The sequence below is a fragment of the Leptolyngbya sp. AN10 genome (genome assembly GCF_050565645.1).
Classification (GTDB): Bacteria; Cyanobacteriota; Cyanobacteriia; order Leptolyngbyales; family Leptolyngbyaceae; genus Leptolyngbya.
The window spans coordinates 159,208-174,142 of record NZ_JBNXVP010000012.1 but is presented as its reverse complement, the minus strand read 5'-3'; the positions used below and the strand labels follow the sequence as shown (position 1 = coordinate 174,142).

The 14,935-nt window shown below is 47.6% G+C and carries 17 protein-coding genes; 11 read left to right on the top strand and 6 right to left on the bottom strand.

The window, feature by feature from the left end; all coding sequences use genetic code 11:
• The first annotated feature begins 1 nt into the window (after position 1).
• Entirely contained in the window at positions 2-868 is an 867-nt protein-coding gene (locus tag ACQ4M5_RS18655; protein WP_430677169.1) for an FkbM family methyltransferase, read from the top strand.
• Here the strand turns inward: ACQ4M5_RS18655 and xdhB are convergent.
• From xdhB to ACQ4M5_RS18640, 3 genes are read right to left on the bottom strand one after another with little or no spacing between them, the layout of a single operon-like run.
• Positions 865-3,189, bottom strand: coding sequence for a xanthine dehydrogenase molybdopterin binding subunit (xdhB, locus tag ACQ4M5_RS18650; protein ID WP_430677168.1), 2,325 nt, complete (start codon positions 3,187-3,189; stop codon positions 865-867). The genes ACQ4M5_RS18655 and xdhB overlap by 4 nt on opposite strands.
• Complete coding sequence (gene xdhA / locus ACQ4M5_RS18645) at positions 3,186-4,601, bottom strand: xanthine dehydrogenase small subunit (RefSeq protein ID WP_430677167.1); 1,416 nt, start codon at positions 4,599-4,601, stop codon at positions 3,186-3,188. Before xdhA ends, xdhB begins: the two co-directional genes overlap by 4 nt.
• 17 nt (positions 4,602-4,618) lie before the next feature.
• Entirely contained in the window at positions 4,619-5,032 is a 414-nt protein-coding gene (locus ACQ4M5_RS18640; RefSeq protein ID WP_430677166.1) for a gamma-glutamylcyclotransferase family protein, read from the bottom strand.
• Between the two features lie 270 nt (positions 5,033-5,302).
• Here ACQ4M5_RS18640 and hpxO point away from each other — a divergent pair, with 270 nt between their 5' ends.
• Genes hpxO through ACQ4M5_RS18625 form a run of 3 tightly spaced genes read left to right on the top strand, consistent with a single transcriptional unit; the run spans position 5,303 to position 8,216 of the window.
• Positions 5,303-6,463 (top strand): FAD-dependent urate hydroxylase HpxO, encoded by a 1,161-nt coding sequence (hpxO, locus tag ACQ4M5_RS18635; RefSeq protein ID WP_430677165.1) that lies wholly within the window; start codon positions 5,303-5,305, stop codon positions 6,461-6,463.
• On the top strand, positions 6,463-6,963 hold the full coding sequence (uraD, locus tag ACQ4M5_RS18630; RefSeq protein ID WP_430677164.1) for a 2-oxo-4-hydroxy-4-carboxy-5-ureidoimidazoline decarboxylase: 501 nt from the start codon (positions 6,463-6,465) through the stop codon (positions 6,961-6,963). The genes hpxO and uraD overlap by 1 nt, the downstream gene beginning before the upstream one ends.
• Positions 6,960-8,216, top strand: coding sequence for a Zn-dependent hydrolase (locus tag ACQ4M5_RS18625; RefSeq protein ID WP_430677163.1), 1,257 nt, complete (start codon positions 6,960-6,962; stop codon positions 8,214-8,216). The genes uraD and ACQ4M5_RS18625 overlap by 4 nt, the downstream gene beginning before the upstream one ends.
• Before the next feature lie 168 nt (positions 8,217-8,384).
• Here ACQ4M5_RS18625 and ACQ4M5_RS18620 read toward each other — a convergent pair whose 3' ends face one another.
• Entirely contained in the window at positions 8,385-8,765 is a 381-nt protein-coding gene (locus ACQ4M5_RS18620; protein WP_430677162.1) for a hypothetical protein, read from the bottom strand.
• A gap of 135 nt (positions 8,766-8,900) precedes the next feature.
• Here ACQ4M5_RS18620 and ACQ4M5_RS18615 point away from each other — a divergent pair, with 135 nt between their 5' ends.
• The 3 genes from ACQ4M5_RS18615 to grxD all read left to right on the top strand — a co-directional run bounded on the left by ACQ4M5_RS18615 (position 8,901) and on the right by grxD (position 11,092).
• Complete coding sequence (locus tag ACQ4M5_RS18615; RefSeq protein WP_430677161.1) at positions 8,901-10,436, top strand: caspase family protein; 1,536 nt, start codon at positions 8,901-8,903, stop codon at positions 10,434-10,436.
• 66 nt (positions 10,437-10,502) lie between these two features.
• Entirely contained in the window at positions 10,503-10,748 is a 246-nt protein-coding gene (locus ACQ4M5_RS18610; RefSeq protein ID WP_430677160.1) for a BolA family protein, read from the top strand.
• A 23-nt stretch (positions 10,749-10,771) separates the two neighbouring features.
• Positions 10,772-11,092, top strand: coding sequence for a Grx4 family monothiol glutaredoxin (gene grxD / locus ACQ4M5_RS18605; protein WP_430677159.1), 321 nt, complete (start codon positions 10,772-10,774; stop codon positions 11,090-11,092).
• A gap of 39 nt (positions 11,093-11,131) precedes the next feature.
• Here the strand turns inward: grxD and ACQ4M5_RS18600 are convergent, their stop codons facing one another.
• Complete coding sequence (locus ACQ4M5_RS18600; RefSeq protein WP_068384969.1) at positions 11,132-11,374, bottom strand: DUF6761 family protein; 243 nt, start codon at positions 11,372-11,374, stop codon at positions 11,132-11,134.
• Between the two features lie 231 nt (positions 11,375-11,605).
• Here ACQ4M5_RS18600 and ACQ4M5_RS18595 point away from each other — a divergent pair, with 231 nt between their 5' ends.
• A complete protein-coding gene (locus ACQ4M5_RS18595) occupies positions 11,606-12,382 on the top strand; it encodes a response regulator transcription factor (RefSeq protein ID WP_430677158.1) in 777 nt (258 codons plus the stop codon).
• 62 nt (positions 12,383-12,444) lie between these two features.
• Here ACQ4M5_RS18595 and ACQ4M5_RS18590 read toward each other — a convergent pair whose 3' ends face one another.
• Positions 12,445-12,897 carry a hypothetical protein gene (locus tag ACQ4M5_RS18590; RefSeq protein WP_430677157.1) on the bottom strand — a complete coding sequence of 151 codons (453 nt, stop codon included), beginning with the start codon at positions 12,895-12,897 and terminating at the stop codon, positions 12,445-12,447.
• 221 nt (positions 12,898-13,118) lie between these two features.
• Between ACQ4M5_RS18590 and ACQ4M5_RS18585 the strand changes: the two genes are divergently transcribed.
• From ACQ4M5_RS18585 to ACQ4M5_RS18575, 3 genes are all read left to right on the top strand, one after another.
• Positions 13,119-13,307 carry a hypothetical protein gene (locus tag ACQ4M5_RS18585; RefSeq protein WP_430677156.1) on the top strand — a complete coding sequence of 63 codons (189 nt, stop codon included), beginning with the start codon at positions 13,119-13,121 and terminating at the stop codon, positions 13,305-13,307.
• A 123-nt stretch (positions 13,308-13,430) separates the two neighbouring features.
• Positions 13,431-14,240 (top strand): carbon-nitrogen hydrolase family protein, encoded by an 810-nt coding sequence (locus ACQ4M5_RS18580; RefSeq protein WP_430677155.1) that lies wholly within the window; start codon positions 13,431-13,433, stop codon positions 14,238-14,240.
• 63 nt (positions 14,241-14,303) lie between these two features.
• Positions 14,304-14,921 (top strand): Uma2 family endonuclease, encoded by a 618-nt coding sequence (locus ACQ4M5_RS18575; RefSeq protein ID WP_430677154.1) that lies wholly within the window; start codon positions 14,304-14,306, stop codon positions 14,919-14,921.
• Positions 14,922-14,935 lie beyond the last annotated feature (14 nt).

Below are 14,935 nucleotides of genomic sequence, written 5' to 3'. Positions count from 1 at the left end.
GATGGGAACTATTATCACACAATCGATCGTAGAAATTGGAGGCAGAACATATACGATTTGCTCTGATGACAACTATGTGAAGCAGCTTAAAAACCGTTTTGAACCAAAAATGGTGCAGCTATTCAAAACACTTGCAACTGATAGTGAAGTGATTCTAGATATCGGTGCAAATATTGGCTGTACTGCATTACTGTTTGGTGAACTATCGAAGCGGGTTTACGCTTTTGAACCTTCTCAAACGACTTTTCACTTTCTTGAACAGAATGTTTTACAGTCAGGACTGAAGAATATTTCGCTGCAAAACATTGGGCTTGGAGCCGAACCGGGTGAGTTTACTTTGACATTTTCACCTGCAAATCGATCGGGTGGTTTCGTCTCAAATCAAACTCAAATTAATGCAGGTCATGTGACTGAAACGATTACGATTCGTCCGCTTGATGAAATAGTTCGATCGCTGAATTTATCCAAGATAGATTTCATCAAAATTGATGTGGAAGGATTTGAAGGACAAGTGCTTCGAGGAGCAACAGAAACACTCTCAACCTATCAGCCAATCATTGTTCTGGAATTGAATCATTGGTGTCTGAATGCGTTCCAGCGAACCTCGATCCCAGATTTTTTTGATTTTCTGCGATCGACATTTCCGATTCTTTTAGCGATCGACGACTCGAACTATCTGAACCTACACAATGAAGATGAAAGCTACACAGTCATGTATCATCACATTCTGCAAGGCAACTTCCCAAACTTACTAGCAGCGTTCAATGAGAACAAACTTGAGCAGTTCAGGAAGCTCTACAAACATGGATTTGCACCTAATTCTTTTCGGAGCTATGTACGATCGATCAAACGCAAGATCGGACTCTAATGAACTTGACTCAGTTGAGGTTGAGCCGAAGTTGCTCGGATTTGCTCGATCGCCCAAAGAATCGTTTCAGGAGTTGCAGGAGAGGGGAGCGGCACAGAATCCACCTGACCGAAAGATGCGATCGCGGATCGAATGGCTTCCCGAACCGACAATGCCAACATAAACGGCGGTTCTCCTACAGCTTTACTGCCGTAAATCACGCCATCTTGTGCCGCACGTTGTAGCAGATGAACATTAAAGGCTTCAGGGACTTCGCAAATCGTCGGAATCTTGTAAGTACTCGGTGCATCCGTTCGGAGTCGTCCTTGAGCATCCCAGACCAATTCTTCCATTGTGAGCCAGCCCATTCCTTGAACAAAACCGCCTTCGATCTGACCTCGATCGACCAATGGATTTAGAGATTCCCCAACATCATGCACGATATCAACCTGTCGCAGTTTGAACATTCCTGTCAAACCATCAACTTCAACTTCGCTCACGGCTGCACCATACGCAAAATAGTAGAATGGTCTACCTTTTCCAGTTTCAGCATCCCAAGATAAATTCGGTGTTCGGTAGTAACCCGTTGCAGATAGCGAAACTCGATAGCCGTAAGCTTGTCTCACCGCTTCATCGAATTCGATCCGAGCACTGGGGTAAGTTCTGCAATAGATCCAATCATCCTCGAATACTAAATCGTTTGGAGTATCAAGTTCGAGTAATTGAGCCGCTACGATCGCAATTCGAGCTTTCAAGGTTTCACAAGCATTTTTCACTGCTTGACCATTGAGATCTGCCCCACTAGAAGCCGCAGTTGCAGAAGTATTCGGAACTTTATCGGTGCTAGTGTGCATCATCCGAATCCGATCGATGTTCACTCCCAATGTTATCGCTGCGACTTGTAGCATTTTAGTGTGCAAGCCTTGTCCCATCTCAGTGCCACCGTGGTTTAGTTGAATGCTGCCATCGGTGTAGATGTGAACGAGTGCGCCCGCTTGATTGTATTGAGTTTTATTGAAGGAAATCCCGAATTTTACTGGAGTGATAGCAAGTCCACGTTTTTTGTAGCGGTGAGATTGATTGAACTCAGCGATCGCTAATTTCCGTTCTGAAAAGCTCGATCGCTCTTGAGCTTCTGTCCAAACTCGTTCAATCCGATTCTCAAAAATCTCTTGTCCGTAGTGCGTTGTGTTGGTTTCGCCAGAACCATAGTAAAAATTCCGTTCTCGAACAATTTCGGGTGCAAGATTCAATGTACGAGCAATCCGATCAACAATATCTTCGATCACGACCATGCCTTGAGGTCCACCGAACCCTCGAAAAGCCGTGTTCGAGACTTTGTTTGTATTTGCGATCGCGCCTCTAACTTCTAAGTTTGGAATATAGTAAGCATTGTCAACGTGCAACATTGCTCGCAACAAGACAGGTGGCGATAAATCTAAGCTCCAGCCTCCATCGGAATAGAGATCCACATCAAGCGCAGTAATTTTTCCAGTCTCAGAAAATCCAACTTGGTAAGTTCCAAGGAAACCATGACGCTTTCCGGTTAAGGTCATATCGTGCGATCGCTTTAATTTCACCCGCACCGGACGACCTGTTTTGTGAGCCGTAATTGCTGCGATCGAGGCATAAGGATTCGCTTGTGATTCCTTTCCACCAAATCCGCCACCCATCCGAATACAAGTGACAATCACTCGATTTGAGGGCAATCCTAACGCCTGAGCAACAATGATTTGAGTTTCGGTCGGGTGCTGAGTTGAAGAATAAACTTGATAGTTCCCTTCGCCATCTGGAATCACCCAAGTCGCTTGCGTTTCAAGATAAAAATGGTCTTGACCATTCATTGAAACTTCGCCGCTGAGAGTAAAAGCAGAGGACGATAGAGCGCTTTGAATATCACCGCGTTTAATTGTAGGTAGCTTGGAATGGAAGCTATCTTTTGCGATCGCATCTTTAATACTCAATATCGGCTCAAGCGGTTCATAGTCCACTTTCACTTTAGAAGCTGCTTCCCGCGCTGCATCCTCGGTTTCGCCTACTGTCCAGACAACTGCTTGCCCCCAATAGCTAATCTCCTCAGTGGGTAATAAAATCTCATCATGAACAATCACGCCTGTATTGTTTAAACCTGGAACATCATCAGCAGTGATAACTGTGACAAATCCATCAACTTCTGAAGCTTCAGAACAATCAATTTTGTGAATCTTTGCTTTGGCACAAGGAACCATTACCGGATAAACAGAAAGCATTCCCGCAGGTAAACGCTGCTCATCGGTGTAGATGGCTTTTCCAGTCACGTGGAGTTCTGCGCTTTCGTGCGATCGACGTTTACCGACACTCATGATTCGCCCTCCATTTCTACAAAGAATTTCTCAAATAGATTTGCAACTAATAGCTTTCGATAGTCAGCACTGCCGCGCAGGTCAGTTAACGGTGTAAAGGCTTCTCTTAAAAGCGGTTTAATTCGTTGAACCGTTTCAATTGTCCAAGATTGACCGATCAAAGTGTTTTCAATGTCGATCGCTCTTACAGGTGTTGCTGCAACTCCGCCATATCCCAATCGTGCATGAACAATCGTGTTATTTGCATCCAGATCAATCACAAACGATGCAGCCACAATGCTAATGTCATCTGTTCCACGTTTTCCAATCTTGTAAGACTGACTCAAGCGTTTGGCAGCACCTTCAGCAATATCCTTTGAGATTGTCACTGAAACAATGATTTCGCCAGGATTGAGATCGGTTTGACGATAGCCTTTGAAGAAATCAATTAATGGGATTGTTCTGGTTCCGGTCAAATGCGCGATCGATAGTTCCGCATCCAATGACAACAACACCGGAGGAAGATCACCAATCGGTGAAGCCGTTCCGATATTTCCGCCGATCGTGGCTCGATTTCTCACTTGTTTAGCAGCGAACCAATGTAGCATTTCATCGAGATTTGGAAAAATGCCGTGTAAGTTCGTTTCAATAGTATGGAGCGGAACAGCAGCACCGATTGTTACTCGATCGTTGGTTTGTTCAATTTGTCGAAGTTCCGCCACACCTTCCAACGAAATCAAAATTGGAAAGGTCTGCCTGTGATGGCTCATTTCCAAACCCAAATCAGTTGCGCCCGCGACCAAGGTTGCTTCTGGATGTTGCTGCAATAGTTCCAACGCTTCTGATAGTTGGGTTGGGCGATAAAATTGCTGTTCCTGATTCGAGTAAGTAACTGAACTGAGATCTAATTCTGCTTGCTTTAATCGTTCTGAGAAATGATCGGAAGGTTCAGCACCCGTAACCATTTGGGCGGCTCGTCGAATTGGAATGTAGCCTGTACAGCGACATAGATTTCCTTCGACAGTGTAATCATCAACTTTGCCTGTGTAGTAATCTGCAAACAAACTCATGATGAATCCGGGCGTACAGTAACCGCATTGAGATCCACCCGTTTCTACCATTGCGGCTTGAACCGGATGAAGCTTCCCATTCGCAATTCCTTCGACGGTGACGATTTCCCGACCCGCGATCGCGCCCATCGGAATCAAACAGCTATTCACCGCTTGATACGTTGGATTGCCTCCTGGATCACGAGAGACGATCGCAACCGTACAAGCTCCACAATCCCCATCTCCGCAGCCTTCTTTGGTTCCAGTCCGTCTAGATTGCTGGAGATATTGAAGGAGAGTCATCGAAGGCGACACATTTTTGAGCGTAATGCGATCGCCATTCAGAGTGAGACACAATCGATTCTCGAACGCCTGAGTCATCATGAGTTACTAAAAGAAAATTAAACAGTGGCAACTCTCGCTTTGTAAGCTGCCCAACCTCCATAAGTATTAGAAATGTCGGGCAAATTGTACTCGTCAATCAGTGCCTTGGGATACAAGAACGCAGTTGCGGTTTCGTCATTGTCCAAATGCACCTCAACCGGATACATATTGGGTGGCTCATTAGCAGCGAGATAATCGAACTGTTCTTGTGTCATTTCGTACACCTCACCCGGAATTGAGATCCCACCCGACTCAGTTTCGTAAATCGCTGGATGCCAATCTTCTCCCGCCACGTGCAACCGATAGCGCGGTTGAGTTGCAGCCGATCGAACAAATTCTGCTCCCTGTAGATTTTGGTGGTCGGGCTGTCCACGCAGAGCAGAACCACAAATAAATACACGCCGATTTCCGGGGTTCACTTTGCTCGTCACGATACCAATGCTCCTTCTGTAATGTTATAGAACTTTGAGAGGAACGATCCGATCGAATCGATTCCATCCGAGCAACTCTCCATTTTGACAGCCTTGTGCCGTCTGGATTTTCGGATCTTTTCCAGGGTGCGATTACAACGATCGCGCCATAAATCTCTCTCAATGGTGACTGCTAGATCTACCTGTATACAGTATTCTTAAATTCTGTGACAATCAAGATATACCGCAGCATTGCTTGAGAGTCCGCTCAGTTTCTAGGGGGAATGGGTTATGTATCGCTTAAAAGTTGTGGTAATTGGTGCGGGAATTGGGGGTCTGACGGCTGCGATCGCACTTTCTCAAGCGGGCTATGAAGTCGAAGTCTACGAACGCGCTCAAGAACTTCGTCCCCGTGGTGCAGGAATTTCGCTCTGGTCGAATGGTGTCAAAGTCCTGAATCGCTTTGGATTGGGAGAGAAAATCGCCGCGATCGGCGGTCAGATGAATCAGATGCAGTATCTCGGCTTTCAGGGCGAAGTTCTAAACCAAATTCACCTCCAGCCTTTGATCGAGGAAGTCGGGCAGCGTCCTTATCCGGTCGCACGAGCCGACTTACAAGCGATGCTGTTAGAAGCGTTTCCTGGAACTGTGAATTTGGGATATCGCTGTGTTGGAGTCGAAGAACACGGGGATCAAGTGACAGCGACGTTTGACAATGGACATCAAGCGACTGGCGATTTAGTCATTGCAGCCGATGGAGTTCGATCGACATTACGTGAATATGTCCTCGAACACGAAGTCCATCCAACGTATCGCGATTATGTGAACTGGAATGGCTTGGTCGAATTCGATGAAGTGATTACTCCCCCGAATACCTGGACGATTTACGTCGGCAATCATCAACGCGCTTCAATGATGCCTGTCGGGGGAAATCGCTTGTATTTCTTCTTCGATGTGCCCTTGCCGATCGGAACGAGTGCGCCACCAGAATTAATTCGATCGGAACTGGTCGAACATTTCAAAGGATGGGCAGAACCCGTTCAAACTTTGATTCAGCGGATTGATCCTGAAAAAACGAATCGCTTGGAGATTTCCGATGTGGGACCTGTCGATCGAATGGTGCGCGGTCGAGTTGCCCTCCTCGGTGATGCCGCTCATGCGACTTGTCCTGATCTCGGTCAAGGAGGCTGTCAGGCGCTCGAAGATGTCTATATGCTGACCCATTTTCTAATGACTACCAATATCAGCGTTCAAGATGCCCTGAAGCGATACGAGAAGGCGCGGAAAGATCGCACCAGTTCGATCGTCAAGAAAGCCCGCAGTCGTGCCGAAATGATCCACGGAAAAGATCCTGAACTCACCGCCCAATGGTACGACCAACTGCGAACAGAATCGCCCAGTGATGTCACCAGCGCGATCGCGAAAACCATTTTGACAGGACCGATGCACTGATGCCTTATTCGCTCTCACAACTCAATCAGATGGATCAATCCACCTTTACAAAAGCATTAGGCGAGATCTTTGAACAAACTCCAACGATCGTTTCTCAAGCTTGGGAGCAGCGACCGTTTACTGATGTCGATGATCTTCATCAAAAAATGTTGACGGTTGTGAATTCAATGAGCAATGAGCAACAGTTAGCTCTGATTCGTGCCCATCCGGATCTAGGCAGCAAAGCAAAAATGGCGGAAGCATCCATTCAAGAGCAAGCTGGAGCCGGACTCGATCGCTTATCTCCCGAAGAATACGATCGCTTTCACCGACTGAATGATCAGTACAAATCTCAATTCGGGTTTCCTTTCATTATTGCTGTGAAAAACCACACCAAATCCAGCATTCTCGAAGCGTTTGAAACCCGACTTCAACATTCCCAACCCGACGAAATGCGTCAAGCGATCTCTGAAATTTCCCAGATTGCTTACTTTCGACTCTTACAACAGGTGAACGTATGACAATGACTCCCGTATCCTTAACTACTGCACGTTTGACGATCAATAGCGATCGCTTAAATCAGAGTATTGTTGACCTCGCCTCGATCGGCAAACTCGAAAACGGTGGAGTCTGCCGAATTGCTTTTACCGATGTTGATTTGCAAGCCAGAAATCAAGTTCAAGCCTGGATGGAAGACGCAGGCATGACCACTCGAATTGATGCGGCTGGAAATGTGATCGGACGCTACGAAGGCAAGTTTCCGAATGCGCCCGTATTGGCAACTGGATCGCACATTGATACGGTTCCGGTTGGTGGTGCATTTGATGGCTGTTTGGGCGTATTAGCCGGAATTGAAGTGGTTCGGACGCTGAGAGAAAATAACATTCGGTTGGATCATTCGATCGAAGTGATTATCTTCAGTGACGAAGAACGATCGGTGATTGGCAGTAAAGCGATCGCGGGTGAAGTTCACGAAGATCCCGCTTACTATGTCCGCTTAGACGGGACACCGATTCAAGACTGTTTGGCAAAAGTGGGCGGCGATTGGTCAAAGATTACTACCGCAAAACGGAGTGATATTGCTGCTTTTGTCGAATTACACGTCGAACAAGGTGGCGTATTAGAACATGCAAAATTGCCGATCGGAGTTGTGAGCGGTGTCGTTGGTCAGTATCGATTCGCGCTCAAGATCAAAGGTCGCCCGAATCATGCAGGAACCACTCCGATGAATATGAGAAAGGATGCTCTAGTTGCTGGCTCACAGATTGTTCTTGCGGTAAATCGAATCGCGGTAGAGACTCCAGGCGATCAGGTTGCAACAGTTGGTTATCTCACTGTTTCTCCGAATGCGACGAATACGGTTCCGGGTGAAGTCGATTTGAGAATTGATTTGCGGGATTTGTCGCAGTCGCATTTAGAAAAATTGGTCGAGCAGTTGAAAACGGAAATTGATGCGATCGCTCAATCCACTGAAACCGAAATCGAGATGCGTCAAACGTTACACATTCTTCCGACGTTGGCAGCACCGGGAATTATGAATGCGATCGAGCAAGTGTGCCAGGAGTTGAAGTTGCGGAATATGCAGCTTCCGAGTCGTGCGGGGCATGATGCTCAAGAGATTGGACGGGTGACGGATATGGGGATGATTTTTATTCCGAGTCAGGCGGGAATTAGTCATTCTGAGGAGGAATATACGTCGCCTGAAGAATGCGCTCAAGGGACGAATGTGTTGCTACAAACGTTTCTGCGATTGGATCAGATGTACGCGCATTAAATGAAGCAAAATGCGATCGAGTTGGTCATTGCAGAGATCTCTCGCCCCCCAGCCCCCAAGTTTGGGGGAGCAAGAGTCTTAAGCCCCCAGAATTGGGGGTTTGGGGGCGACTCCGAGGATGTCCTAATCTAAACTTCTACTGCTCTAAAGTCAGAGCAAGGTCGATCGCTAAAATCCCAATAGCGCCGACGAATTCCGATAATACGTTGCCCAGCGTCGCACCTCTGGACGTTGCTGCCACTGCGATCGCGTCACCCACAACGTAACGACCGGAGCCGCCATTCCGCCATTACGTCCCACCACAATCACCGACACCTGATCCGCCAACAAATCCCGATCGAATCCCCGTTGCGCTGCCGTTCGTGCGACCAATTCCGCCCGACGCACCATTCCTTCATACGTCTCATTGGCAGTGCGATCGAGCATTACCTCCATCCGAGCCGTATAAGCCTGAACGGAGACCGGATTCGCGATCGCTTCGATTCCCCAAACTGAAACACCACATCCAAGCGTAAGTAGACTCAGAACCACCGAAGAACGAAAATTCATAGGAGAAGTCAAAAAACGAACAATACGGGAAAAGTTGTGAATCATGTTAGTTGACGGATAGATTTTTGCTGCAAAAAAGCAGTTTTTTTCTATGATGTGTTTGCGCGAATCTTTCTAAACAGTTGAGGTATCGGGATGAGCAATTATTGGGCGATCGCAGTCGGAATCAATCACTACCAGTTCCTTCAACCTCTTCATTTTGCCCAACCGGATGCCCAATCTCTCTGTGAAAGTCTGGTGAGTGATGCTGGATTTTTACCTGATCATTGCTTACTACTCACCGATACTTCTCCGGATTTACTCGGACATTCCACTGATCCAAATCACGAGAATTTGCAGTATTGGATAAAAGTTATCAAGGAAAAGATTCAGCCCGAAGATGGCTTATGGTGCTACTTCAGCGGCTATGGAATTTGTGTCGATGGTGAAGATTTTCTATTACCAATCGATGCTGATCCCAATCGCGTTAAAGAAACCGGATTCTCGGTTCGTACTCTCTTTCAAACTTTACGATCGCTTCCAACTCAAAAGATTTTTGTCCTGCTCGATTTCAATCGTTCTTCGTCGGTTTCCAATGAGAAAATTGGGTCTCAAACGGCTGCATTATCACGGGAGTATGGCATCCCTACGATGCTTTCTTGCCGTCCAGAACAGTTTTCTCATGAAGCGCCCGCTTACAATCACGGACTCTTTACTCAGGCGTTGTTGGAGGGATTGCGATCGCATCAATGTTCAACGCTGTCTGCTCTCGAAGATTTTCTCAAACTGCGCTTACCAGAACTATGTGATCACAGCGATCGACCGCTACAAGATCCGGTTCTCGTCGTTTCTGATCCCGACCAGCTTTATCAAGTGGTCATGCCTGTGAATTGGGCGGAAACCGATTCTTGGGTGGCAGCAAACTCGAATCCGTTCGCGATCGAAGATGACTTGTATCTCACAAGCGAGAGTGATTCTCCATTCGGTGATTTCATCAATCCGTCCACGATCATGGGCGCAACCGCAGAAGCATCTCAAGAAGAAATTCCCGATCAATTCCGACTTGACCCAGTAGAAATCCATGATCCAGAGCCGATACCAGATCTAACGATTTCTGACCCGGCTCCTGATTTAACAGTTTCTCAGCCAGTTCCCGATCTCACTCTGTCTGATCCGATTCCTGATCCCGCTCCGATTTCTTCTCCGATTCCTCCAGAATCCGACGGTCAGGATCAGATGTTTTGGGAACGGCTTCTATTTGGCGGCAGTGCGATTCTATTGGTCTTACTGCTCGGTGTTTTGTTCCGAAATTGGTCAGCGTTTATGGGCGGACAGCAACAAACTGCGAAGACTCAGATTGCTCCAACAGCAGTGGCATCTCCGAGTCCGACTACCGAATCTTCGACTCAAATTCTGAATGAAGCCCGATCGCTGATCAAGCCCACTCTTGCCTCCGATGCGAGTAGAGCGATCGTCCGCGCCCGTGAAATTCCGCCGAGCGATCCGCTTTATGCTCAGGCACAACAAGACATCGATCGCTGGAGTCGGAATATTCTTGACATTGCCCGCCAAAGAGCCGCACAGAAGCAGTTTCAGCAAGCGATCGCTGCCGCCCAACTCGTGCCCAAAGATCGCCCTGAAGTGTATGCCGAAGCACAAAAAGCAATTCAGCAATGGCGACGATCGCGATAAAAATTCTCTGGCATCTCCCGCTAGACTAGAGAAGAAACAGTCGCGAATCAATCACGAGGAGAAAGAATGATTAGCCCGGATCAAGTTGAGGCAATGATCAAAACAGGATTACCGGATGCTCAAGTTGCGGTCAATAGTCCCGATGGTGAGCATTTTGAAGTCACGGTCATCTCTTCTGAGTTTGCTGGAAAACGGCGCGTTCAACAGCATCAACTCGTCTATGGTGCGGTGAAACAGGCGCTTTCCACCGAGGCAATTCACGCGCTTTCCCTCAACACCTTCACGCCCGAAGAATGGGCGACCAAAAACTAACGTTTACCCCCTCTTAAATCCCTATGTCAGACGCTCAACAACAAATCAAAAACCTGGTTGACACCAACAAAATCATGGTTTTCATGAAGGGCACTAAACTCATGCCCATGTGTGGATTCTCTAACAATGTCGTGCAAATTCTCAACACGCTCGGAGTCCCTTACGAAACCGTAGACGTGCTAGAAAACCCCGAAGTCCGTCAGGGCATCAAAGAATTCTCGAACTGGCCCACGATTCCCCAGGTGTACATCAATGGGGAATTTATTGGCGGTTCGGACATCATGATCGAGATGTACCAGAAAGGCGAACTGCAACAACTCGTAGAAGTCGCACTCGCCTCCTAATTCCAATAAAGAAGGGGCACACACGCGCCCCTTTCTTCTCTATCGGTAATCGGGTTCTGGCATCACGGCATCGAAATTCGACGGATCATAGATGTAGCGAGTTATTTCCTCCTCAAGACGGTTGATTTGGTAGGGTTCCAACACACTCGCGTGTCTGAGGGCAGACAAGTAACCGTCTAAATAGAGCCGCAGATCATCAAAGCGATAGCCACGGTTCCAGAGTTCGACTAGGTTGTCGGAGAGGCGTTGGTAGTAGCGGATCGTCAAAGAATCTTGAAGCATAATGCGATCGACGAGAAGAATAGATGCCGTTTGACATCTGACTCACTTTGGTATTACCTAAGCTTAACATTTCGGCTCACTGTCTCTCGCTTTGTATCGAAAATCTACAGATTGGAATATTCGGAAACGGATCGTAGTACAACCTGAGTCTAGCTGAGTAGCACCCGTTACAAATTGCATCGATAAAGCTCTGATACCCTTATCTCAAGCATTTTGAGGAAATCAGCCCCCGTGGGAGCCATTCACATACAAATCGTTGAAGGAAATCCGCACCTGCGATCGCTGCTCGGATGGCATCTCCAGCAGGCGGGCTACCAAGTGCACCAATCCGCTGATCTGCATCAGGCGCGGGAAGTGTTTTTGCTGCGTCAGCCCAATCTCGTCATTCTCGATGCCGAAATGCCGTCAGGGGGCGGTCTGGAGTTCTGTCGCTGGTTACAACAGCAGCAGTGCTTGATTCTAATGTTGTCGGCACGAACGGCAGAGTCGGATATTGTCGAAGGATTGCGATCGGGTGCGGATGATTATTTAACCAAACCGTTCGGAATGCAGGAATTTCTTGCACGAGTGGAAGCTCTGATGCGTCGGCAACGGATCGCGGCTCCTCCGATCAATCTGGATTTTGGCGATCTGAAGATTGATCTCGTGCATCGTCGCGTGAGATTCAAAGGGGAATTGATCGAGTTAACGCCGCAAGAATTTAGTCTGCTCTATGTGTTGGCGCAGGCGGGGGGATCGGCGTTGAGTCGATCGGAGTTACTTGAACGCGCTTGGCCCGATGAAATTGACAATCCTCGGACGGTCGATACTCATGTGCTGTCGCTGCGGAAAAAGGTTGAGATCGATCCACGTCAGCCGAATTTGATTCAGACCGTTCGCAATGTCGGTTATCGGCTGAATCTAGAGATTTTGAATGCTGCGCTGCCTGCTCCGAATGGTCATGTGAATCGGAGAGCCGCAACCGCTCCGGTGTCTCGGATGGCTTCGGCTCCCCGTCCTCGAATGTAGTAGACCTCCGAATGCCTGGGCGAATTCTATTCGGAGGGCACTCATACAAGAATGCGATCGCATTACCAATTTTCAGAATCATCAGCGTGGAACACGCCCCAAGTTACGGCTTCTTTATCCGGGCAGGTTTCCACACCTTCTGCCATTCCATACGGGTGCATTCCACAGACTAATAAACTATCCCCGTAGTATTGCCCGTGAAAATGGCGGCAACCGACACAAGCTGGATGCTGTTTTAACATCGGTTCAACGGTTTGGGTCACAGGCTGGGTGAACTCTTCGATCGCGCCACCAATTCCAAAATAAGCTTCGAGAATCGGACTGACTAACACGGTAATCGATTGCTCAATTTCATCCACAAATGTTGTGTTGAGTTGCATCGAAACTTCTTCGGAAAACTCAACAAAATCATTCATGGCATCGGTCATATCCTGCGCCACGTCGAGCAAGAATCCTTCAATTTGATCCGCGATCGTGTCAAACATTTCAAACCAATCCTTTTGCCAATCGTTCATAACAGGTATTGCCGGGGAAATTCAGCAGGTTTAGATGACTGAGACGATCGCTCAAATCGACTCATAGGCGTGATCATAACTTGAATGTTCGTGACATAACTGTGAAGGAATCTTACGCTTTTCGTCTGTGAATAAATTAAAGTGCTGCTTTCGTTAGAGGTCGATCGAACAGTTGCGTTGCTAACGTAAAAACAGCTTTCAAGTTTTGCAGGAGACCGAATATGAATCGCGCAGTTGTGTCGCTTTTAGTGATGACGTTGCTGCTAACGTTTGTGCTTTCCCCCTTTTCCGCATTAGCGATGTTGATGCTGTTTCTGTTGGTAGGTGGAATTGCCGGAACGATTAACTCGATGGTGCATTTAGTTGTGCATCACAATCCGCCAGAGCGATCGGATTCTCAGAGAACTTAGATCGATCGGGATCAACGCGATTTAAAGTAGTAAGTGAGCGATCGAGTTTGGTGGCTCACTTAAAGCTGTTTTAAATCCCCGGTACAATCACTTTTTTCCAGCGATACCCCGTGAGTTGATCCCATGAAGCCTTACTTAGCTGCCGCTGTCCAAATGAATAGCTTGCCTGATCTGCAAAAGAATTTGGCGCAAGCAGAAGAATTGATCGATTTAGCTGTTCGACGTGGGGCAGAGTTAATCGGTTTGCCAGAAAATTTTTCGTTTTTAGGAGATGAAGAGGCGAAGATTGCTCAAGCAAACTCGATCGCAGTTGAGAGCGAAAAGTTTCTCAAAACAATGGCGCAACGCTTTCAGGTGACGATTTTGGGCGGCGGCTATCCGGTTCCGGTTGAACAGGGCAAAGTCTACAATACAGCGCTGCTTGTAGCTCCGAATGGTCAAGAACTGGCGCGTTATGAGAAGGTTCACTTATTCGATGTGAATCTCCCGGATGGCAATACTTATCGCGAATCGGCAACGGTGGTCGCAGGTACGAGAGTTCCCCCAATTCATCCGTCTAAAGAGCTTGGCAATATTGGCTTATCGGTTTGCTATGATGTGCGATTTCCAGAACTGTATCGCCAGATGACTCAGATGGGTGCTGAGGTGCTGTTTGTTCCCGCAGCATTCACGGCTCATACCGGGAAGGACCATTGGCAAGTCTTGTTACAGGCAAGAGCGATCGAGAATACGTGTTATGTCATCGCACCCGCACAAACCGGACGGCACAATTCATTGAGACAGTCTCACGGTCACGCGATGATTATTGATCCGTGGGGTGTGATTTTAGCGGATGCAGGGGAAATGCCGGGAGTTGCGATCGCGGAAATTGTTCCAGGTCGATTAGAACAAGTCCGACGACAAATGCCTTCTTTGCAGCATCGCGTGTTTTAGTTGGAAGCGATCGCGCTTCGACCGAATCTTAAGTACAATGAGTTGCAATTCATTGGAGCCGCCATGATTCAGGCACTACGGCAGACGGTGACATTTGATCAATTTATCGAATGGTATCCAGAAAACTCTGAGATGCGCTATGAACTGCATCAAGGAGTGATTGTTGAAGTGCCAAAGCCGCGTGGACCGCATTCTTATGTTGCTGGATTTGTCAGTGGTGAACTGAACTCTGAACTCCGTCAGCTTAACCTGCCTTATGCCATTCCTAGAGAATGTATTGTGCGTTCGGCGGACGGAGGGTCGGGTTACGAACCGGATGGGATTGTTTTGGATAAGCAAGCCACGGCACATGAGCCTCGCTGGAATAAGTCCTCTGTGATCGAGAATGGTGCTTCGATCAAACTGATTCTTGAAGTGGTGAGTACAAACTGGCGGGATGACTATTTCAAGAAATTCGCAGATTATGAAGCACTAGGCATTCAGGAATATTGGATTGTAGACTATGCGGCGATCGGAGGAAGACGATTTCTTGGCAATCCGAAACAGCCTGCCGTGTTCGTCTGTTCTTTGGAGGATGGAGAATACGAGATGAAGGCGTTTCGAGGGGACGATCGCATTGTTTCCCCCACTTTCCCCGAACTCACAGTTACCGCAGCACAAGTCTTTGCAGCACAAGACTAATTTCGTAGTTCTCT

Coding starts and splice junctions, on each gene's coding strand:
- ACQ4M5_RS18655 (WP_430677169.1), top strand. CDS start 2: ATGGGAACTATTATCACACAATCGATCGTAGAAATTGGAGGCAGAACA.
- xdhB (WP_430677168.1), bottom strand. CDS start 3,189: ATGAGTGTCGGTAAACGTCGATCGCACGAAAGCGCAGAACTCCACGTG.
- xdhA (WP_430677167.1), bottom strand. CDS start 4,601: ATGATGACTCAGGCGTTCGAGAATCGATTGTGTCTCACTCTGAATGGC.
- hpxO (WP_430677165.1), top strand. CDS start 5,303: ATGTATCGCTTAAAAGTTGTGGTAATTGGTGCGGGAATTGGGGGTCTG.
- uraD (WP_430677164.1), top strand. CDS start 6,463: ATGCCTTATTCGCTCTCACAACTCAATCAGATGGATCAATCCACCTTT.
- ACQ4M5_RS18625 (WP_430677163.1), top strand. CDS start 6,960: ATGACAATGACTCCCGTATCCTTAACTACTGCACGTTTGACGATCAAT.
- ACQ4M5_RS18620 (WP_430677162.1), bottom strand. CDS start 8,765: ATGAATTTTCGTTCTTCGGTGGTTCTGAGTCTACTTACGCTTGGATGT.
- ACQ4M5_RS18615 (WP_430677161.1), top strand. CDS start 8,901: ATGAGCAATTATTGGGCGATCGCAGTCGGAATCAATCACTACCAGTTC.
- ACQ4M5_RS18610 (WP_430677160.1), top strand. CDS start 10,503: ATGATTAGCCCGGATCAAGTTGAGGCAATGATCAAAACAGGATTACCG.
- grxD (WP_430677159.1), top strand. CDS start 10,772: ATGTCAGACGCTCAACAACAAATCAAAAACCTGGTTGACACCAACAAA.
- ACQ4M5_RS18600 (WP_068384969.1), bottom strand. CDS start 11,374: ATGCTTCAAGATTCTTTGACGATCCGCTACTACCAACGCCTCTCCGAC.
- ACQ4M5_RS18590 (WP_430677157.1), bottom strand. CDS start 12,897: ATGAACGATTGGCAAAAGGATTGGTTTGAAATGTTTGACACGATCGCG.
- ACQ4M5_RS18585 (WP_430677156.1), top strand. CDS start 13,119: ATGAATCGCGCAGTTGTGTCGCTTTTAGTGATGACGTTGCTGCTAACG.
- ACQ4M5_RS18580 (WP_430677155.1), top strand. CDS start 13,431: ATGAAGCCTTACTTAGCTGCCGCTGTCCAAATGAATAGCTTGCCTGAT.
- ACQ4M5_RS18575 (WP_430677154.1), top strand. CDS start 14,304: ATGATTCAGGCACTACGGCAGACGGTGACATTTGATCAATTTATCGAA.